This is a genomic window from Burkholderia sp. AU27893, from assembly GCF_002223205.1.
GTDB lineage: Bacteria > Pseudomonadota > Gammaproteobacteria > Burkholderiales > Burkholderiaceae > Burkholderia.
On record NZ_NKFD01000001.1, the window covers coordinates 2,598,931 to 2,619,378 of the forward strand.

Below are 20,448 nucleotides of genomic sequence, written 5' to 3' on the forward strand. Positions count from 1 at the left end.
TCAGCTGAAAAAAAACCGGCCCGAGGGCCGGTTTTTTTACGTCTGTCGCTTCAGTGTCTATCGCACGGCAGTCGCACGGGCCGCCGCAGCGGCGCCGCCCCGCTCATCCGAGCGCCAGCCAGTCGAAGCCCGCGTCCTGCGTGGCCACGACCACGTCGTCCCCGCTCGTCCCCAGTACACCGCCAAACGCCTGGCGGACCAGTTCCGGCAGGTTGTTCTGCTGGCTCAGGTGCGCCGCGACCAGGTGCTTGAGGCGGCTGCGCTCCAGCGACGCGAGGATGTCCGCTGCGGCGTCATTGCTCAGGTGGCCGTGGTTGCCGCCGATACGTGCCTTCAGCGACTGCGGATAGCGGCTCGAGGCCAGCATCGCGGTATCGTGGTTGGATTCGAGCACCAGCGCGTCACAGCCGCTCAGGACGGCCGTGATGTGCGGCGTGGCCATTCCGACGTCGGTCAGTACGCCGAGCCGGCTGGCGCCGTCCATAAAGACGAACTGGAGCGGCTCACGCGCGTCGTGAGGGACGGTATAGGGCATCACGGCCAGATCGCGGATCGCGGCCGTCTCGTCGCCCCACAGCACGTGGAGATCGACATCGGCCTCATCCGCGCCAACCGCGCGCGCGGTGCCCCAGCTCATGTAGAGCGGCAGCGATCCGCGGCGGGCGAGCGTCAAAGCGCTGCCAACGTGGTCGCTGTGTTCGTGGGTAATGAGGATCGCATCGAGATCGCCGATGCAGAGATTCAGTCGGCCGAGCCGGCGCTCGACCTCCTTGGCGGAAAAGCCGCAGTCGAGCAGCACGCGGGTGGTCGTCGTGCCGCTCGAGGCCTCGACGACCAGCGCGTTGCCTTCGCTGCCGCTTCCGAGGCTGGAGAATCGCACGCGCTTAGTTCAGCTGCGCGTGGAGCAGCGAAATGATCCGCTGTGCGTCCGACGAGTTGTCGACCTGGCCGTTCGCGCCGACCACCGCAACCTGCGTGCTGCCGTTGCCCTGTGCACGCACGTTGACGAGGTACTCCTTGCCCGGCTTCGCGGCCGACGGACCGCCATAGAACAGCTTGCCGAACAGGCCGTCGCGCTTGAGCTCTTCCATCGTGTTCGCATAGCGCACGGTGTACACACCCTTCTCGCGATCACGATTGTCGACCGCGAAGTTGGTGCGGTCGAGCGCCAGGCCCACGCGCAGCCATGCGCGGTCGAACGACTCGGCCAGTTGCAGCGTCGCCCCGCCGCTGCTCGTGTCGCTGACCTGCACCGGCGCCGTCGCAGGGCGGGCATCGGTCAGCAGCTGCTTCGCCTGCGCATCGGTCAGGCCGAACTTCTGCATCAGCTTCGACAGGAATACGGCTTCGAGCACCGGGTTGCGCGGACGCTCTTCCCAGCGCGACGACGTGCCGCCCTGCGGGCCGACCATCATTTCTTCCATCGCGCTGTGCGTGATCGAGATATCGGTGTTGCCGTCCGACGTGCGGTTCACGAGCGTACGGAAGCGGTCGCGCGTGCCGGACGAGTACGCGAAATCGATGACCTTGCCGATCGTACGGCGGAACCAGTCGTCGGGGATGTTCGCGCGGTTTTCAGCCCAGTCGGTGGCCATGATGCCCGTCGACGGCGCATCGGTCTTCAGCGAGAAGCCGTTCTCCTGCCAGAATTCCTTCAGGATCGGCCACAGCTGCTCGGGCGTGCGGCCATCGACGACGAGCCAGCGGCGGTCGCCGTCGCGCTCGATGTGCATGCCAAGCGGATCCTGCGCGCTCGGGATGCCGTCGGTCGCGTTGCCCGCCTGCGTCGTGACCCGCGGCGGCAGCGTGCCGAGGCCGGCGTTGCTCGGCGGCGCGACGAACTGCTGCGTCGTCGGCACCGGCTTCAGGTCGCTCGGCACCGCGAGCGGCGGCGCCGAACCGGTGTTCTTGTAGTTGACCCGGTCAGGGGCCAGGTAATCGTTCAGCGTATCGCAGCCGGCGAGCGCGCCCAGCGCCAGCGCCACCACTGACATCTGGATGGCGCGAGAGGAAAAGGCGAAACGTTTCATGAAATCCTTCGTCTTGCTAGAACGCTCGTCAGGAGCGGCGCCGGACGGAGCCGGCCGGTGCGGGTTGATCAGGGTTCGAGCCGGCGGCCGCAGGACTCGGCCGCCTCGGCATCAGGCGAGGACGCCGGCCTCGACGAGGGCCGAACGCACGGCTTCGTGGCAGCGCTCGTCGAGCGCCGTGAGCGGCAAGCGGATGCCGCCCTGCATCTTGCCCATCGCCTGCAGCGCCCACTTCACCGGAATCGGGTTCGCCTCGATGAACAGGTTCTTGTGCAGCGACAGCAGCTTCATGTGCAGCGCGCGAGCCGTCTGTACGTCACCGGCCAGCGCCGCGCGGCACAGGTCGCTCATCGCGCGCGGTGCGACGTTCGCCGTGACCGAGATGTTGCCGTGGCCGCCGAGCAGCATCAGCGCGATCGCGGTCGGATCGTCGCCGCTGTAGATCGCGAAATGCTTCGGGGCGGCCTTGATCAGGTGCGCGGCGCGATCGATGTTGCCGGTCGCTTCCTTCACGCCGATGATGCCCGGGACTTCCGCGAGGCGCAGCGTCGTCTCGTTCGCCATGTCGGCGACCGTACGGCCCGGCACGTTGTACAGGATCACCGGCAGGTCGACCGCTTCGGCGATCGTCTTGAAGTGCCGGTACATGCCTTCCTGCGTCGGCTTGTTGTAGTACGGCACGACCTGCAGCGTCGCGTCCGCGCCGACAGCCTTCGCGTGCTTCGTCAGCTCGATCGCCTCGGCGGTCGAGTTGCCGCCCGCGCCCGCGATGATCGGGATGCGTTTCGCCGCATGCTCGACCGCCGTGCGGATCATCAGGATGTGCTCTTCGACGTTGAGCGTTGCCGACTCGCCGCTCGTACCGACCACGACCAGCGCATCGGTGCCTTCCGCGATGTGCCAGTCGATCAGTTTGCGAAACGCCGGCAGGTCGAGACTGCCGTCTTCGAGCATCGGGGTGACGATCGCGGGGATGCTGCCGCGGATTTGAATGCCGTCTTGGGTGCCGTTAGCCATGAAACGCGAATGAGATTATGTACCGGTAAACATTGAGATTGTAGCGGATTAGCCGGGCAGTTCGTAACGTGGAATTCCCGCCCCCGCCTTCGGGGTCGCGCCCTCGCGCACTGCGCAGAGACGCTGGACGAATGCCTCGCGCGGCGCGGCGACGAACCCGTCCTCGTACGCGACCACCCGCAGGCGGCCGCGCACGGCGTCCAGCAGCTCGCCCGGGGCGAGCAGGAACGCGGGGTTGGACGGTTTCCCGACCGTTTCGTTTCCTTGCGCGAAGGTTTCGTAGATCAGCACGCCGCCCGGCGCCACCGCATCGAGCAGATGGGGCCAGAGCGGACGGTGCAGATAATTCGCGACCACCACCGCCGCAAACTGCTCGCCGGCCGGCAACGGCCACGGCGCGCCTTCGAGATCGGCGTCACGGGCATCGACGCCCGGAATCGAACGCAACGCGGCCAGTGCGGCCGGGTCGCGGTCGAGTGCGACGACCGGATGGCCGTGCGACGCGAACCAGCGCGCATGGCGGCCGCCGCCCGCGGCGACATCCAGCACAGCGCCGCCTGGCGACACGAGCCGCGACCATTGCGCGACCCAGCGCGACGGCTCGGCCTGGGCGACGTGACCGCCCGCGGCGGCGATGACGGATGCGCTCATGCAGTCGATCAGTTGTACGACAGGCCCATCGCGTCACGCACGTCGCGCATCGTTTCCGTCGCGTACTTGCGCGCCTTGTCGCAACCGTCCGCGACGATCGCGCGCAGCAGCGACGGGTCGTCCATGTACTTCTGCGCGCGCTCGAGCATCGGCTGCTGTTCGCGCAGGATGCCTTCGACGACCGGCTGCTTGCAGTCGAGGCAGCCGATGCCCGCCGAGCGGCAGCCCTTCTGCACCCAGTCGTGCGTCGCTTCGTCGGTATAGACCTGGTGCAGCTGCCACACCGGGCACTTGTCGGGATCGCCCGGATCGGTGCGGCGCACGCGCGCGGGGTCGGTCGGCATCGTGCGGACCTTCTTCGTGATCGTCTCGGCGTCTTCACGCAGGCCGATCGTGTTGCCGTACGACTTGGACATCTTCTGCCCGTCGAGGCCCGGCATCCGCGATGCTTCGGTGAGCAGCGCCTGCGGCTCGACCAGGATGATCTTGCGCGCGCCTTCGAGATAGCCGAACAGGCGCTCGCGGTCGCTCATCGACAGGCTCTGCGATTCCTGCAGCATCGCGCGCGCCTGTTCGAGCGCCTCGTCGTCGCCCTCCTGCTGATACGCGTTGCGCAGCTCGTGATAGAGCTTCGCGCGCTTGCCGCCGAGCTTCTTCGCGGCATCGAGCGCCTTCTCCTCGAATCCCGGCTCGCGGCCGTACAGGTAGTTGAAGCGGCGCGCGATCTCGCGGGTCATCTCGACGTGCGGCACCTGGTCTTCACCGACCGGCACGAGCGAGCCGCGATACAGCAGGATGTCGGCCGCCATCAGCACCGGATAACCGAGGAAGCCGTAGGTCGACAGATCCTTGTCTTTCAGCTTCTCCATCTGCTCCTTGTAGGTCGGCACGCGTTCGAGCCAGCCGAGCGGCGTGCTCATGCCGAGCAGCAGCGCGAGTTCGGCGTGCTCGGGCACCTTGCTCTGGATGAACAGCGTGGCCTGCGCCGGATCGATGCCGGATGCGAGCCAGTCGATCAGCACGTCCCACACGTTCTTCTCGATGACCTCGGGAGTCTCGTAGTGCGTCGTCAGCGCATGCCAGTCGACGACGCAGAAGAAGCACGGGTACTCGGACTGCAGCTTCACCCAGTTTTTCAGCACGCCGTGGTAGTGACCGAGGTGCAGCGACCCGGTGGGTCGCATGCCGGAGAAAATACGTTCAGGGAACATGATTGTCGTTAGAGAAGCGAGGCGAATGGGGACAGGATGGCGCTCAGGACGGCATAGCCGACGTTGACGAGCGGGCGCAGCCAGAAATTCGTCAGCACGCCCGTCGCGACCAGCGCGAGGACGATGATGAAACCGTACGGCTCGATGCGCGACAGCGCGATCGATTGTTTCGTCGGCAGCAGCGCCGCCAGGATGCGGCCGCCGTCGAGCGGCGGCAGCGGAAACAGGTTCAGCACGCCGAGCACGAGGTTCGCGCTGACGCCGGCAAACGCCATCCGCGTGAAGAACGGCTCGTCGATGCCGACGGCGGGCAGCACGAGGGTCAGCACGCCCCAGATCAGCGCCTGCACGAAGTTGCAGGCGGGGCCCGCGAGCGATACCCACAGGCTGCCCCAGCGCGGATCGCGCAGGTTGCCGAACGACACCGGCACCGGCTTCGCATAGCCGAACAGGAACGCGCCGCCCGTCAGGAAATACATCGCGAGCGGGATCGCGATCGTGCCGAGCGGATCGATGTGACGCATCGGGTTGAACGACACGCGCCCCATCATGTAGGCGGTGTTGTCGCCGAGCAGGCGGGCGGCGTAGCCATGCGCGGCCTCGTGCAGCGTGATCGCGAAGATCACGGGCAGCGCGTAGACGGCGATGGTCTGTATCAGGGAAGCATCCATATCGCGTTATTGTAACAAGCGCACTCGCGCAAAAAATGGAACGGCACGCTTACGCGGCCGAGAGTCCGAACGGTTCGAGCGCGCCGCGCCCCGCGCGCACGAGCTCGGGCTCGTCGCCGGTCAGGTCGATCACCGTCGACGGCTCGCGCGGGCACGCGCCACCGTCGATCACGAGGTCGACCTGCTTCTCGAGCCGCTCGCGGATTTCTTCGGGATCGTTGAGCGGCTCGTCGTCCGGCGGCAGGATCAGCGTCGTGCCGAGCAGCGGCTGGCCGAGCGATTCGAGCAACGCGAGCGTGATCGCGTGATCGGGCACGCGCAGCCCGATCGTCTTGCGCGACGGGTGCGACAGCCGGCGCGGCACTTCCTTCGTCGCCTGCAGGATGAAGACGTACGGGCCCGGCGTCACCGACTTGATCTGCCGGTACTGGCGGTTGTCGACCATCGCGAAGTTGGCGAGCTCCGACAGGTCGCGCACGAGCAGCGATAGGTGCTGCTTCTCGTCGAGGCCGCGAATCCGGCGCACGCGCTCGACCGCGTCCTTGTCGTCGAGATGGCACGCGAGCGCATAGCTCGAATCGGTCGGCATCGCGATCACGCCGCCCTTGCTGACGATTTCCACGGCCTGCTTGATCAGGCGCGGCTGCGGATTATCCGGGTGAATCCTGAAGAACTGGGACATGGGGGGTCGTAAAGGGGGAGAAGTCGGATGCGCGCGGCCAACAGCAACGCAGGTGGCAGGCCGCCGCCCGGTGTCAGAGCCAGCGTTCCCAGACCGGTGTCAGGTCGGGCGGCAACGGCGGCAGGCTGCCGAGCTCGACACGGCCCTCGCCTGGCGCATGGAAATCCGAGCCGCGCGACGCTTCGAAGCCGAAGCGGCGTGCGACGTCCGCGTATTCGCGGTACTGGTCGGGCGTGTGGCTGCCCGTGACGACCTCGATCGCGCGGCCGCCCAGATCGATGAACTCGCCGAAGAACGCGTCGAATTCGACGGGCGTGTAGCGGTAGCGGCCCGGATGCGCGACGATGGCTTCACCACCCGCCGCCCGAATCCACGCGACGGCGTCGGGCAGTGTCGCCCAGCGGTGCGGGACGAACCCGGGCTTGTCGTCGCCGAGCAGCCGATCGAACACATCGGATGTCGACGTGGCATGACCGTTTTCAACGAGGAAGCGGGCGAAGTGCGTGCGCGAGATCAGGTCGGGATTCGACACGTACTTCAACGCACCTTCGTACGCACCGGGAATGCCGAGCGTGGCGAGCTGCTCGCCGATCGCCACCGCGCGCGCCGCGCGGCCGTGGCGCGTGCGGTACAGGCCGTCGACCAGCACCTGGTTCGCGGGATCGACATTCAGGCCGACGATGTGCACGGTGCGCGACGCCCACGTGACCGAAATCTCGACGCCGCTCAGGTAGCGCATGCCGAGCGCTTCCGCTTCGCTGCGCGCCGCTGCCTGGCCACCGATCTCGTCGTGGTCGGTCAGCGCCCACAGGGTCACGCCGCCGGCATGAGCGCGGCGCGCGACGTCGGCAGGCGGCAGCAACCCGTCGGAAACATTCGAATGGCAGTGGAGATCGGCGTTCATTGTCGGCATGGCAGGTAAGGCTTCATTCTACTGCAACGCGGCAATACGCCGCCCGCGTGCCCCGCCGCTGCCGCCGCGCGCTTACGCGCAGAACGCCTCGATCAGCGCCGCGATCTGCTCGGGCTGGTCGTGATGCACCATGTGGCCGGCATCCTCCACGAGCTTCTCGCGCCAGTCGGGGAACGCGTTGAAGCGCGCCTTGAACTCCGGCAGCGGGATGTCGCCCGCGATGTGGGCGAGCGTCGGCGAATTGACGGCTTCGACGTGCAGCACCTTCGCGCGCACCTGCGCCCAGGTGGCCATCACTTCGTCGAGCCGGTACAGCTGCGGCCCCGGCATCTTGTGCGCGGGGTCGGCCAGCAGGTGGTACTGGCCGTCGTCGCCACGCTTCGACCAGTGCACGGCGAGGAACGCCGCACGGCGCGGGTCGAGCCGCGGATTGGTCTTGATCAGGCGCGCCGCCACGTCGTCGAGAGACGCGTAAGGGCGCAGCACGGGCGGCGCGCGCAACTCGTCCAGCCAGCCGCGCAACCGGCGCGGCGCCTGCTCGGCCCGCGCGGGCGCCAGCCCGAAACCCTCGAGATCGACCACGCGCCGCACGCGCTCCGGCCGCGCGCCGGCATACAGGCACACGACGTTCGCGCCCATGCTGTGCCCGACCAGGTTGACTTCGCCGGTCGGCGCATAGTGGTCGACGAGTGCATCGAGGTCGCCCAGGTACTCGTGGAACCAGTAGTGCCCGCCGCCCTGGCGCGCGACCGGCCAGTCGGACAGCCCGAAACCGCGCGCATCGGGCGCGATCACCTGCCAGTCGCCCGCGAGCGCGTCGACGACGAATTGGAACGATGCCGAGACGTCCATCCAGCCATGCAGCATGAACAGCGTCGGCGCATCGGGCCGGCCCCAGCGCCGGACATGCAGCTGGACGCCGCGCACCGTGACGAAATCGGAAACAGAACTCGATGCCCTCATTGCAGCCGCCAGAAAAAAGAATGATCGTTCGATTATAGCGGCGACGCCCTCTTTCCGGCGTCCGGCAATCGAGGTGCCGCTCTAGCGGTGCGCGTACGCCAGGGGCCGCGGGGAAGCGCCATGTCCTGGCACCCGGGACTGCAGGCGGCTCGTCGAAGCGCGGCCGAACGCGAGCCCGCTAGCGCGGTGCGCCGCCCTCCGCCACGTCCTGCGCAGCCAGTTCGTCGAGTTCGGCCTGCTCGAATCCGGCATCGCGGCGCGCATCGAAATTGAACGGGCCCCGCAGCCGCGGCGCATGGTATTGCTCGGCGAGCTGCCGGTAGGTGGGCACGGGATCACGGACGGCTTCGTCGCACAGATGCCGGAACCAGCGGTTGCCGATCGCGACATGGCCGATTTCGTCGCGCAGGATCACATCGAGGATCGCAGCCGACGCATCGTCGCCCGCCTGCAGGAGCCGCGCGCGGATCGGCGGCGATGCGTCGAGCCCGCGGGCCTCTAGCGTGCGCGGCACGAGCGCCATGCGCGCCAGCACGTCGCCCTTGGTCCGCTCGCACATCTCCCACAGGCCGTTGTGCGCGGGAAAATCGCCGTACGCATGCCCGAACGCCGCCAGGCGCTCGGACAGCAGCGTGAAGTGATAGGCCTCCTCGGCCGCCACCTTCAGCCAGTCCGCATAGAACGGGGCCGGCAGGCCCGCGAAGCGCCAGACCGCATCGAGCGCCAGGTTGATCGCATTGAACTCGATATGGGCAAGCGCGTGCAGCAGCACGGCGCGCCCTTCGGGCGAACGCATGCTGCGTCGCTCGAGCTGGCGCGGCTCGACGAGCGGCGGGCGCGCCGGCCGGCCCGGCAGATCGGCCGGCTCGGGCAATTCGAGCGACGGCGCGATCGCCGCCTGCCCGGCCCGCAGCGCATCGTGGAGCGCACGCACCTGGGCGGCCTTGGCCGCGGGTTCGGCGTCACGCAGCGCGGCAAGCGCGGTGCGGCGCACGCAGGCAGACGCATTGCCGAAAGAAGAAGACTCCATGCTCATAAACGGGGACACCCTGCGTGCGCATCGCGGGAGCACACGCACGCGACGGTTTACAATAGGCGATTGTTCCGCGGCGCAATGCGCATGCGCCGGGCAAACCAGACGCGCCATTCTACCGGCGCCCATCATCGAAGAGACAAGGAGACTCCGTGACGATCTACAAGCTGGGCGATACGGCCCCGACGATCCACGAAAGCGTATTCGTCGCCGATACGGCGGCCATCATCGGCAAGGTCGTGCTCGAGGAGAACGCGAGCGTCTGGTTCGGCGCGACGATTCGCGGCGACAACGAGACGATCACCGTCGGCGCTGGCAGCAACGTCCAGGAAGGCGCGGTCCTGCACACGGACCCCGGCTTTCCGCTGACGATTGCCGAAAACGTGACGATCGGGCACCAGGCCATGCTGCACGGCTGCGCGATCGGCGAGGGTTCACTGGTCGGTATCCAGGCGGTGGTCTTGAATGGAGCAGTAATCGGCCGCAACTGTCTGGTTGGTGCCGGCGCGGTCGTGACGGAAGGCAAGACGTTCCCGGACAACTCGCTGATTCTCGGCGCACCGGCGAAAGTCGTGCGCGAGCTGTCGGCGGAAGACATTGCGCGGCTGCGCACGAACGCGAAGACGTACGTCGAGCGGCGTGCGCATTTCAAGGAGCAACTCGTGCGGATCGGGTGATTCGCACGGATTTCAAGGAAGAAGAGTGAGCGACCAGTTACAGAAATTCATGTTCAATGCGGCGCCCGTGCGCGGCGAGATCGTTTCGCTGCGCAATACGTGGCAGGAAGTGCTCGCCCGCCGCGACTACCCTGCCCCGGTGCGCACGATCCTCGGCGAGATGATGGCCGCGTGCGCGCTGCTGTCCGCGAACCTGAAATTCAACGGCACCCTGATCATGCAGATCTTCGGCGACGGGCCGGTCCAGATGCTGGTCGTCCAGTGCGGTTCGGATCTGTCGATGCGGGCCACCGCGAAGTTCGCCGGCGACTCCGCCCAGACGATCGGCGACGACACGCGCTTCGCGTCGCTCGTCAACGCGAGCGGCCACGGCCGCTGCGTGATCACGCTCGACCCGGCCGACAAGCTGCCGGGCCAGCAGCCGTACCAGGGTATCGTGCCGCTGAACGGCGTCGACGGCCCGCTTGAATCCGTCTCGCAGGTGCTCGAGCATTACATGCATCACTCGGAGCAGCTCGACACGCGGATGTGGCTCGCGGCCGATCGCGACCGTGCGGTCGGCATGCTGCTGCAGAAGCTGCCGGGCGACGGCGGCATCGTGCCGCGTAACGCCGAAACCGATACCGATACGTGGGAGCGCGTCTGCACGCTCGGCGGCACGCTGTCCGCCCAGGAACTGCTCGAGGTCGAACCGGAAGTCGTGTTCCGCCGGCTGTTCTGGCAGGAAAACGTGCAGCACTTCGAACCGGCCGGCACGCGTTTCCAGTGCTCGTGCTCGCGCGAGAAGGTCGGCGCGATGCTGCGCATGCTCGGCCGTGAGGAAGTCGACAGCGTGATCGTCGAGCGCGGCCATGTCGAGATTCATTGCGAGTTCTGCAACCAGCGCTATGAATTCGATCCGGTCGACGTCGCGCAGCTGTTCGCGGCACCCGGCGTCGAGACGGGTATCGCGCCCGCGACCGAGCAGCGTCACTGATCAGTGGCCCGATGCCCGCCGTCCGGCGCGGGCGCATAATGACGCACGAGCGTCGCACGCAAGGCTCCGGCGCCGAAGTCACGCACTTCGGCGCAAGCCGCTTCCCGTCGTCGGCGCGCTGCAGGAGAAACACATGAGCCCGCTTCATCGTCCGTTCCGCACCATCGTCCTGACGAGCGTTGCCGCCGGCACGCTCGCACTGGCCGGCTGTGCAATGCCGCCGCCGACTTCCACGATCCTGAGCCGCCTGCCCGAACCCGGTGCATCGGGCGGCCAGCCGCCCGCGCTCTCGAGCGCCGAACGCAAGCGCTACGACGAGATCGACCAGCAGGTGCTGCGCGAACAGAACAGCGCGATCGCCGCCGAGGCCGCCGCGCGCGCATGGGCCTATTACTCGCCGCCGCCGGTGACGGTCTACGGCGGGTATTACGGTGGATGGGGCAATCGCTGGGGCTCGGGCATCAGCTACGGCTACCCGGGATGGTGGTGGTGAGCGTGCAGCGCTCAGCCGATTGACTACCGGCAGGAAATAAAAAAGCGCGGCATTTCCCGCGCTTTTTCAATGGGTTCGAGCAATCGTGCATCAGTGATGCGCGGCCTTGCCCTTGTCGCCGCCATGATGCCGCGACGGCTTCGCGATCGACTGCGGATTCGGCACGACACGCACCGGCGCCGCGGATACGGCGCCGCGCGTCGACGTATTCGACGGCGTGTTGTTCAGCGGTGCGGCAGGCGCATTCGGCGACACGAACTGCACGAATACCTCACCGTCCTTCACCATGCCCATCTCGTAGCGCGCGCGCTCCTCGATGGCCGCGGTGCCGCCCTGCAGATCCTGTACTTCGCCTGCGGTGCGCTCGTTGCGCAGCTTCTCGTCCGCGTTCTTCTGGAGCTGGTCGTCGAGCTGCTGACGCAATTCATGCACCCGCAGCCAGCCGCCGTGTCCCCACCATAGGGGGTACTGAATGAGCGCCAGCAAGGCAATCAGGACGACAGTGACAAGCCGCATGTAAGAACCGCAGATATAAGAAGCGCCGCTCCGCGCACATGCACAGAGCGGCGTCGATATGACGAACCCGATAGTAGCGCGTTAGCGCAGGTTATAGAAAGCCGATTTACCCGGGTAGCTTGCGATGTCGCCGAGATCTTCCTCGATGCGCAGCAGCTGGTTGTACTTCGAGATACGGTCGCTGCGCGACAGCGAACCCGTCTTGATCTGACCGGCGTTCAGGCCGACCGCGATGTCCGCGATCGTCGAATCTTCCGTTTCGCCCGAGCGGTGCGAGATCACGGCCGTGTAGCCGGCGCGCTTCGCCATTTCGATTGCCGCGAACGTTTCGGTCAGCGTACCGATCTGGTTGATCTTGATGAGGATCGAGTTCGCGATGCCCTTCTCGATGCCTTCCTTCAGGATGCGCGTGTTCGTGACGAACAGGTCGTCGCCGACCAGCTGCACCTTCTTGCCGAGGCGATCGGTCAGCAGCTTCCAGCCTTCCCAGTCGCTTTCGTGCATGCCGTCCTCGATCGATACGATCGGGAACTTGTCGGCGAGCGTCGCGAGGTAATCGGTGAATTCGGCCGACGACAGTTGCAGGCCTTCGCCCGCGAGCTGGTACTTGCCGTCGTGGTAGAACTCGGATGCCGCGCAGTCGAGCGCGAGCAGCACGTCTTCACCGGCACGGTAGCCGGCCTTCTCGATCGCCTGCAGGATCGTCGACAGGCACTCGTCGTTGCTGCCGAAGTTCGGCGCGAAGCCGCCTTCGTCGCCGACTGCCGTGCTCATGCCGCGGTCGCTCAGGATCTTCTTCAGTGCGTGGAACACTTCCGCGCCGCAACGCAGGGCTTCACGGAACGTCGGCTGGCTCACCGGGACGATCATGAATTCCTGGATGTCGAGGCTGTTGTTCGCGTGCGCGCCGCCGTTGACGATGTTCATCATCGGCACCGGCAGTTGCATCGCACCCGAACCGCCGAAGTAGCGGTACAGCGGCAGGCCGGCCTCTTCGGCGGCTGCCTTCGCGACGGCCATCGACACGGCCAGCATCGCGTTCGCGCCGAGGCGCGACTTGTTGTCGGTGCCGTCCAGCTCGAGCAGCGTCTTGTCGAGGAACGCCTGTTCCGACGCGTCGAGGCCCATGATGGCTTCGGAGATTTCGGTGTTGATATGCTCGACTGCCTTCAGCACGCCCTTGCCGTTGTAGCGGCCGGCTTCGCCGTCGCGCAGTTCGATCGCTTCACGCGAGCCGGTGGACGCGCCCGACGGCACCGCCGCGCGGCCCATCGTGCCCGATTCGAGCAGCACGTCGCATTCGACGGTGGGGTTGCCGCGCGAATCCAGAATCTCGCGGCCGATGATATCTACGATTGCACTCATGGGTTTCCTCTGAGAATGACGATGGATTCTTCAAACTGCGACGGCGCGCGCGCCCGAACCGCTTTTGCTACTGACGCGCGAAGCCGTCGCAAGGTTCATTCGATCTTTAATTGAAATCGTTTTCCAGGAACGGATTGCGCTTCACCGCCTGGTCGAGCGTGACGAGGGTCTCCAGCAGCGCACTCATCCGGTTCAGCGGCACGGCGTTCGGGCCGTCCGACTTGGCTTCTGCCGGATTCGGGTGCGTCTCCATGAACAGGCCCGCGACGCCCGTCGCGACCGCCGCACGCGCGAGCACCGGCACGAATTCGCGCTGGCCGCCCGAGCTCGTGCCCTGCCCGCCCGGCAGCTGCACCGAGTGGGTCGCGTCGAACACGACCGGGGCGCTCGTCTCGCGCATGATCGCGAGCGAACGCATGTCCGACACCAGATTGTTGTAGCCGAACGAGACACCGCGCTCGCATGCCATGAAGCGGTCTTCCGACAGCCCCGCTTCACGGGCCGCTTCGCGCGCCTTGTCGATCACGTTCTTCATGTCGTGCGGCGCGAGGAACTGGCCCTTCTTGATGTTGACGGGCTTGCCCGAGCGCGCGCACGCATGGATGAAATCGGTCTGGCGGCACAGGAACGCCGGCGTCTGCAGCACGTCGACGACCGACGCGACCTGCTCGATCTCTTCGATCGAATGCACGTCGGTCAGCACCGGCAGGCCGAGCTGACGCTTCACCTCGGACAGGATCCGCAGGCCCTCGTCCATTCCGAGGCCACGGAACGACTTGCCCGAGCTGCGGTTCGCCTTGTCGTAGGACGACTTGTAGATGAACGGAATGTTCAGCTTCGCGCAGATCTCCTTCAGGCGGCCGGCCGTGTCGATCGTCATTTGCTCCGATTCGACGACGCAGGTACCCGCGATCAGGAAGAAAGGCTTGTCGAGACCGACCTCGAAATCGCACAGCTTCATGCTTACACTCCGCGCGCTTGCTTGTTGACAAGCGCAGCTTCGACGAACGACTTGAAGAGGGGGTGACCGTCACGCGGCGTGGACGTGAATTCCGGGTGGAACTGGACGCCGACGAACCACGGGTGCATCGAACGCGGCAGTTCCATCATTTCCGGCAGATCCTCGCTCGGGGTACGGGCGCTGATGATAAGGCCGCCGGCTTCGAGCTGGGGCACGAAGCGGTTATTGACTTCATAACGGTGGCGATGGCGCTCGTTCACGTCCTTGCCATAGATCTCTTCCGCCATCGTGCCCGGCTTGATCGGGCAGCGCTGCGAACCAAGGCGCATCGTGCCGCCGAGATCGGATTCCTCGGTACGCGTCTCGACCTTGCCGTCGCGGTCGTACCACTCGGTGATCAGCGCGACCACGCGTTCCGGCGTGTCCGGCTCGAATTCCGTGCTGTTCGCCTGCTTCAGGCCGACGACGTCGCGCGCGAACTCGATCACCGCGAGCTGCATGCCGAGGCAGATGCCGAGATACGGCACCTTGGCTTCACGCGCATAGCGGATCGCCGCGATCTTGCCTTCCGTGCCGCGACGGCCGAAACCGCCCGGCACCAGCACGGCGTCGAGATGCTTCAGGCTGTCGACACCGTTCGTCTCGATCTCTTCCGAGTCGATGTATTCGATGTTGACCTTGGTCGACGTGTGCAGCGATGCGTGGCGCAGCGCCTCGATCAGCGACTTGTACGACTCGGTCAGGTCGACGTACTTGCCGACCATGCCGATCGTCACTTCGTGCTTCGGGTTCTCGAGCTTTTCGACCAGCTCCGACCACATGGTCAGATCCGCGTCCTTCGGCGACAGCTTCAGTTCCTCGCAGATGATGCGGTCGAGGCCCTGGTCGTGCAGCATCTGCGGAATCTTGTAGATGCTGTCGGCGTCCCACACCGAGATCACGGCGTCTTCCGGCACGTTCGAGAACATCGAGATCTTCTTCGATTCGTCGTCCGGAATGCGGCGGTCCGCACGGCACAGCAGCACGTGCGGCAGGATGCCGATCTCGCGCAGCTTCTGTACGCTGTGCTGGGTCGGTTTCGTCTTCAGTTCGCCGGCGGTCGCGACGTACGGCACCAGCGTCAGGTGCACGAAGCACGCGCTGTTGCGGCCGAGGCGCAGGCTCATCTGGCGCGCGGCTTCGAGGAACGGCAGCGATTCGATGTCGCCGACCGTGCCGCCGATCTCGACGATCGCGACATCCGGCTCACCGCAGGTGGCCGACGCGGCCCCGCGCTCGATGAACGCCTGGATTTCGTTCGTGATGTGCGGGATGACCTGCACGGTCTTGCCGAGATAGTCGCCGCGGCGTTCCTTGCGGATCACCGATTCGTAGATCTGGCCGGTCGTGAAGTTGTTGGCCTTGCGCATCTTCGTGCTGATGAAGCGCTCGTAGTGGCCGAGGTCGAGGTCGGTCTCCGCGCCGTCTTCCGTCACGAACACTTCGCCGTGCTGGAACGGGCTCATCGTGCCGGGGTCGACGTTGATGTACGGATCGAGTTTGAGGAGGGTGACTTTCAGACCGCGCGATTCAAGGATCGCGGCGAGGGAAGCGGCGGCAATACCCTTGCCAAGGGAAGAAACTACGCCGCCGGTGACGAAAACATATTTGGTCATCGCTGGATGCTCGCGGGAAAAACGGATTATACCGTAAAGCCCGCCCTTCTCTCAGCAATTGGCGTGATGATCGCGCCCTTTCGCGCCGCCCCGCACCAGCCGTGCGCGCCGGGGCGAAGCCGCCCGCCGGCGGGTGCAACCGCGCGTGCCGGAGGCGGCGCCCCGGCCGCCAGACCCTGCGTCAGGCGCGCTTCGCGAGCGGGGTGATGCCCTGCGACACATCGCCCTCCGCCGCCTTCAGCGAATTCAGCATCCGCTGCAATGCGCGGGCGGTCTCGAGCGGCCGCTCCATCGGAAACAGGTGGCTGCCTTCCAGCCATTCGACGCGGCCACGCGCCGCGCGGCGTGTCGCATCGAGCCCGACCTGACGCACCTCGCGCGAACGCGTGCCGGCGAGAAAACCGAGCGGCACCGGCGCGCCATGCGCGAGCCGCGGGCCGAGCGTGTGCGGCAGCGTCCGGTAGATCAGGTATTCGACCTGCCGGTCGAACGCGAGCGAGCGCTCGCCGTCGGCGCCGACCTGCGGAATCCCGTAGTCGATGTAGTCGGCCAGCATCCGTTCGTCCCAGCGGGCGAACGCCGGCTTTTCGCGGAAGTGCCGCCAGACTTCGTCACGGCTTACCCAGTGCGTACGCCGGTTGCGCGTCGCGGCGGCCGGCGACAGCCGCTCGTCGAGCCCCGCCCACTGGCTCGCGCGCAATGCGCCGGCGCGCCAGCCCGCGATGATCGGCGAATCGATCATCACGACGCCGCGCACCCACTGCGGCTTCTTCAGCGCGGCCATCAGCGACAGGTAGCCGCCGAGCGAATGGCCGACGAGCCAGACGGGACGCTCGTAGCGGCTGCCGATGTCGTCGAGCAGTTGCTCGACGAGATGCGGCCAGTCGCGCGTCACCGGGTAGCGGCGGTCGTGGCCGATCCGTTCGATGTAGCGCAGCTCGTAGTCGTCGGCCAGTTCGGCGAAGATCGTGCGGTACGTCGATGCCGGAAAGCCGTTCGCATGCGAGAAGTGGAGGATGTCCTTCAAACGCCGATGTCTCCTTTGTCGACCGGAGTTGGCGCTTCAGCGCTTACTCCGGTCCCATGCTTCGCGGTCGACCGGAGTTGGCGCTTCAGCGCTTACTCCGGTCCCCTGCTTCGCGGTCGACGAGAGTGAGTGCTTTAGCGCTTGCTCTCGCCCTATGCTTCGCGTTCTGCCAGGCCCGCGCTTCGGCATGGAGCGCGGATCCCGGGCCATCTTTATTGATACGCCGGCTTTCGCCGCGCTCACCGATCCATCCAGTACCGTCGCCAGACGTCGCGATGACGCTCGAAGGCAAACCCGCCGTCGGCCGGCGCGACGTCGAATCGCACGGCGCCGTCGCGATCGGTGCGCGGCAGCGGGATCCCGCGCGCCTCGTAACGGGCGAGCACCGTCCGGTGCGGATGCCCGAAACGATTGCGATAGCCTACAGGAAATACCGCGACGCGCGGCCCGACCGAATCGAGGAAAGGCTCGACCGACGACGTGCGGCTGCCGTGGTGCGGAACGACCAGGATCTGTGCGGCCAGCGCGTCGGGCGCAGCGTCCACGAGCCGGCGTTCGCCGCGCGCATCGACATCACCCGTCAGCAGCGCGGACGTCTCGCCCGCGTCGATGCGCAGCACGCACGACCGTCCGTTCGACGAGCCCGCGCCCGGGCCGCCTTGCGGCCACAGCATCGTGAACGCGACGCCGTCCCAGGTCCAGCGCTGCCCGGCCGCGCACGGCAGCCGGTCGGCGACGCCGGCGGCGGCCGCATCGCGCCACAACCGGCTGTTCGGCACGATGCCGGCCAGCAGCTGGCGCACGTCGGCTGCCGCATAGACCGCCGGTGCACCGCCCGAGTGATCGGCATCCGCGTGACTGAGCACGAGCGAATCGATCACCGCGATGCCGCGTGCACGCAACGCCGGCGCGACGATCCGCGCGCCGGCGTGGGTCGACTCGGCGCCCGGCCCCGCATCGAACAGCAAGGTGCGCCGCGCGGTCTCCACCAGCACCGACGCGCCCTGCCCGACGTCGAGCACGGTCAGTCGGAAGCCGCCCGGCGGCGGCGCATCAGATGCCGGCGCGACGAGCGGCAGCCACGTGAGCGGGGCCGCCCAGCGCAACGGCCAGCCGCGCGGCATCAGCGCCCATGCAACGCCCACGCAGGCCAGCACCAGCACCGGCCAGTCGGGCATGCGCAGCCAGAACACGCCGGCCGGCCAGCCGGCGAGGTATCCGAGCAGCGTCATCATCGGTTCGAGCGCCGCGTGCGCAAGCCGGAACGCGTACGCATCGAGCGGCGCGGGTAGCGCGATTCCCGCCAGCACGACCGGCGTCACGACCGAACTGACCCACGGAATCGCGAACGCATTGCCAAGCGGACCCGACAGGGATATCTGCGCGAACCAGGCGGCCGTGAGCGGTGCGAGACCGATCGTCACCGCGTACTGCACGCGCGTGGCCTCGGCGATCCGGTGCCCGGCGCGGGCACCCCACGCGCGCAACCGGCTCGACAAGCCGGCCGTGCCGTCGCCCTCCTCGTTTTCCACATCAACCTCACGCACGCCACGCCAGCCGGCGACAGCCAGCAGGATCACGGCGACCGCCCCGAACGACAGCCAGAATCCGGCCGACAGCACGGCCCACGGGTCGGCAAGCAGCACGCCGCCGAGCGCCGCGCACAGCACCGCGGAAGTCGGCACGCTGCGCCCGGCCAGGTACGCAATGCCGCCGGCCGCGATCATCCACCACGCGCGCTGCGCCGGCACGTTGAAGCCCGCAAGCGCCGCATAGCCGGCCGCAGCTGCCAGCGCGGCGAGCGCGGCCGCGTACGGCGCCGGAAACACGAGCGTTGCGGCCCGTGTGCGCCAGCGCAGGCGGCGCCAGACCATCGACACGAGCCCGCCCGCGATCGCGCCGACGAGTCCGACATGCAGGCCCGAAATCGCAACGAGGTGGCTCGTACCCGTGCTGCGCAGCACATGCCAGTCGTCGTCGCCGATGCCCGACTGGTCGCCGATCGCGAGCGCGGCGACGATGCCGCGATGGCCCGCGTCGCTGCCGAGCGACTCGTCGATACGCGCGCGCAGCGCGTCGCGCAGCCGATCGATCGACGCACGCCATCCCGCGGCGCGCGCATCGAGCAATTCCGCCCGCCGGGGCGCGCTCACATACCCGATCGCGCGAATGCCTGCGGCCAGCCACGCCGCCTCGCTGTCGCGCACACCGGGATTGGCCTCGGCATGCGGGCGCTTCAGGCGCACGACGAAACGCCAGCGCTGTGCGGCGCGCAGGTCGGGAAGTGGATCGCGTGTCGCCGATGCGCCATATGCGCGCCACGACAGCCGGATCAACGGCGGAAAACGGGCCAGCCCCGCATCGTTCGACTCGACCGCGAACAGCAGCCGCGCGCCTGTCTCGTCGACCACGGGCAGCCCTCGGATCACGCCGATGACGACGATGTCGCGCCCTTCCCACTCGACGGGCAGACTGTCGCGCAGCCGCCATTCGGCCCGCGCGGCCGCATAGCCGAACCCTGCATCGCAGGCCGCGAGCGCACACAGCATCCATCCGAACATGGCGGTCGTGCGCGTACGCTGGCGACGCATGCACCACACGCTCAGCACCGCGCAGCCCGCGAGCACGGCCCCACCGATCGTCCATGCGAGCGCACCCGGCAGCGCCGCCTGCCGCTGCAGTACGGCCACGCCGAGCGCGAACGCGATCCACCACACGCGCATCGCCCCTCCTCGTCGACCCGGCACCGCCATCGAGAATGCGGCACCTCAGGGCAACGATTATGCGGATGAAAGTGCGAGTCGCGGCAGCGCGGCGAGCGCGTTAGCCGAAGTGCATAGGGACACCGCGCCGGCGTCGATCCCGCGCAGTTCGGCGAGCACGTCGCCGATGCGTGGCACCTGGTCGGGCGTGTTGCGGGATTTGTACGCCCATTCGGGCGCGATGTCGGGGGCGTCCGTCTCGACGACGATCGCCTCGAGCGGCAACTGCGCCGCGAGCCGGCGGATCTGCAGTGCGCGCGTAAAGGTCACGTTGCCGCCGAAACCGAGGTGCAGCCCGTGCGCGAGATACGCCTCGGCCTGCTGGAAACTGCCGTTGAACGCATGCGCGATACCGCGCCGCACGCCGAAACGGCGCAGCCCGGCGAGCACGCGATCCTGCGACTTGCGCACGTGGCACAGCACGGGCAGGTCGAATTCGCGCGCGAGCTTGAGTTGCCCCTGGTAGAAGAACTGCTGCCGGTCTTCGTCGAGCCCCGCCACGAAATAGTCGAGCCCGATCTCGCCGATCGCGACGAAGCGCGGATCGTCGAGGCTCGCCTCGATCTCCATGCGCAGCAGGTCGAGATCCTCGTCGCGTGCGCGCGGCGTATACATCGGATGGATGCCGAGCGCGTAGACCGCGCCCGGCGTGCGTTGCGCGAGTTCGCGCACCGTCGTGAAATTGTCGCGCCCGACGCTCGGGATCACGATGCGCGACACGCCGGCCGCGCGCGCCGCGTGCGCGACCGCGTCGCGGTCGGCGTCGAACTCGGCGGCGTCGAGATGGCAGTGCGTGTCGATCCACATGGCGGCAGTCCTGCGCCCTGACGCCGCACCGGGACCAC

20 protein-coding genes are annotated in these 20,448 nt (G+C 67.3%); 3 read left to right on the forward strand and 17 right to left on the reverse strand.

The features are described from left to right. Positions 1-103: 103 nt before the first annotated feature. The 10 genes from CFB47_RS12280 to CFB47_RS12325 form a co-directional block, all read right to left on the reverse strand. A complete protein-coding gene (locus CFB47_RS12280) occupies positions 104-880 on the reverse strand; it encodes an MBL fold metallo-hydrolase (protein WP_089461255.1) in 777 nt (258 codons plus the stop codon). A 4-nt stretch (positions 881-884) separates the two neighbouring features. Continuing rightward, positions 885-2,030, reverse strand: coding sequence for an outer membrane protein assembly factor BamC (gene bamC, locus CFB47_RS12285; RefSeq protein ID WP_089461256.1), 1,146 nt, complete (start codon positions 2,028-2,030; stop codon positions 885-887). 111 nt (positions 2,031-2,141) lie between these two features. Continuing rightward, positions 2,142-3,047, reverse strand: coding sequence for a 4-hydroxy-tetrahydrodipicolinate synthase (gene dapA / locus CFB47_RS12290; protein ID WP_011352532.1), 906 nt, complete (start codon positions 3,045-3,047; stop codon positions 2,142-2,144). A gap of 48 nt (positions 3,048-3,095) precedes the next feature. Continuing rightward, complete coding sequence (locus CFB47_RS12295; protein ID WP_089461257.1) at positions 3,096-3,698, reverse strand: bifunctional 2-polyprenyl-6-hydroxyphenol methylase/3-demethylubiquinol 3-O-methyltransferase UbiG; 603 nt, start codon at positions 3,696-3,698, stop codon at positions 3,096-3,098. A gap of 8 nt (positions 3,699-3,706) precedes the next feature. Continuing rightward, positions 3,707-4,909: a tryptophan--tRNA ligase gene (locus CFB47_RS12300; protein WP_011352534.1), complete on the reverse strand. Its 1,203-nt coding sequence runs from the start codon at positions 4,907-4,909 to the stop codon at positions 3,707-3,709. An 8-nt stretch (positions 4,910-4,917) separates the two neighbouring features. Further along, complete coding sequence (locus tag CFB47_RS12305; protein WP_089440493.1) at positions 4,918-5,580, reverse strand: site-2 protease family protein; 663 nt, start codon at positions 5,578-5,580, stop codon at positions 4,918-4,920. 49 nt (positions 5,581-5,629) lie between these two features. Then, positions 5,630-6,262, reverse strand: coding sequence for an L-threonylcarbamoyladenylate synthase (locus CFB47_RS12310; RefSeq protein WP_039364722.1), 633 nt, complete (start codon positions 6,260-6,262; stop codon positions 5,630-5,632). A gap of 73 nt (positions 6,263-6,335) precedes the next feature. Then, the gene (locus CFB47_RS12315; protein WP_071334957.1) at positions 6,336-7,166 is read right to left on the reverse strand and encodes a 3',5'-nucleoside bisphosphate phosphatase; all 831 of its coding nucleotides are present in this window, start codon (positions 7,164-7,166) and stop codon (positions 6,336-6,338) included. Between the two features lie 81 nt (positions 7,167-7,247). Continuing rightward, positions 7,248-8,138 carry an alpha/beta fold hydrolase gene (locus CFB47_RS12320; RefSeq protein ID WP_089461258.1) on the reverse strand — a complete coding sequence of 297 codons (891 nt, stop codon included), beginning with the start codon at positions 8,136-8,138 and terminating at the stop codon, positions 7,248-7,250. 178 nt (positions 8,139-8,316) lie between these two features. Beyond that, entirely contained in the window at positions 8,317-9,174 is an 858-nt protein-coding gene (locus CFB47_RS12325; protein WP_089461259.1) for a ferritin-like domain-containing protein, read from the reverse strand. Positions 9,175-9,323: 149 nt separating this feature from the next. On the opposite strand from CFB47_RS12325, the gene CFB47_RS12330 reads away from it, so the two are divergent. The 3 genes from CFB47_RS12330 to CFB47_RS12340 all read left to right on the forward strand — a co-directional run bounded on the left by CFB47_RS12330 (position 9,324) and on the right by CFB47_RS12340 (position 11,317). After that, the gene (locus CFB47_RS12330) at positions 9,324-9,848 is read left to right on the forward strand and encodes a gamma carbonic anhydrase family protein (RefSeq protein WP_089456467.1); all 525 of its coding nucleotides are present in this window, start codon (positions 9,324-9,326) and stop codon (positions 9,846-9,848) included. A gap of 25 nt (positions 9,849-9,873) precedes the next feature. Next, complete coding sequence (gene hslO / locus CFB47_RS12335; RefSeq protein WP_089440497.1) at positions 9,874-10,824, forward strand: Hsp33 family molecular chaperone HslO; 951 nt, start codon at positions 9,874-9,876, stop codon at positions 10,822-10,824. A 133-nt stretch (positions 10,825-10,957) separates the two neighbouring features. Beyond that, positions 10,958-11,317: a hypothetical protein gene (locus CFB47_RS12340; protein ID WP_089456468.1), complete on the forward strand. Its 360-nt coding sequence runs from the start codon at positions 10,958-10,960 to the stop codon at positions 11,315-11,317. Positions 11,318-11,407: 90 nt separating this feature from the next. Here the strand turns inward: CFB47_RS12340 and ftsB are convergent, their stop codons facing one another. The 7 genes from ftsB to CFB47_RS12375 all read right to left on the reverse strand — a co-directional run bounded on the left by ftsB (position 11,408) and on the right by CFB47_RS12375 (position 20,410). Beyond that, positions 11,408-11,833: a cell division protein FtsB gene (gene ftsB / locus CFB47_RS12345; protein ID WP_089440499.1), complete on the reverse strand. Its 426-nt coding sequence runs from the start codon at positions 11,831-11,833 to the stop codon at positions 11,408-11,410. Between the two features lie 81 nt (positions 11,834-11,914). Then, entirely contained in the window at positions 11,915-13,198 is a 1,284-nt protein-coding gene (gene eno / locus CFB47_RS12350; RefSeq protein ID WP_011352544.1) for a phosphopyruvate hydratase, read from the reverse strand. Positions 13,199-13,304: 106 nt separating this feature from the next. Then, a complete protein-coding gene (gene kdsA, locus CFB47_RS12355) occupies positions 13,305-14,159 on the reverse strand; it encodes a 3-deoxy-8-phosphooctulonate synthase (protein WP_046546045.1) in 855 nt (284 codons plus the stop codon). A gap of 2 nt (positions 14,160-14,161) precedes the next feature. Then, the gene (locus CFB47_RS12360) at positions 14,162-15,814 is read right to left on the reverse strand and encodes a CTP synthase (RefSeq protein ID WP_046546046.1); all 1,653 of its coding nucleotides are present in this window, start codon (positions 15,812-15,814) and stop codon (positions 14,162-14,164) included. Positions 15,815-15,995: 181 nt separating this feature from the next. After that, entirely contained in the window at positions 15,996-16,841 is an 846-nt protein-coding gene (locus CFB47_RS12365) for an alpha/beta fold hydrolase (RefSeq protein WP_089456469.1), read from the reverse strand. Between the two features lie 239 nt (positions 16,842-17,080). Further along, positions 17,081-19,564 carry a DNA internalization-related competence protein ComEC/Rec2 gene (locus CFB47_RS12370; protein ID WP_089461260.1) on the reverse strand — a complete coding sequence of 828 codons (2,484 nt, stop codon included), beginning with the start codon at positions 19,562-19,564 and terminating at the stop codon, positions 17,081-17,083. Positions 19,565-19,621: 57 nt separating this feature from the next. Further along, a complete protein-coding gene (locus CFB47_RS12375; protein ID WP_089461261.1) occupies positions 19,622-20,410 on the reverse strand; it encodes a TatD family hydrolase in 789 nt (262 codons plus the stop codon). Between the last annotated feature and the right edge of the window lie 38 nt (positions 20,411-20,448).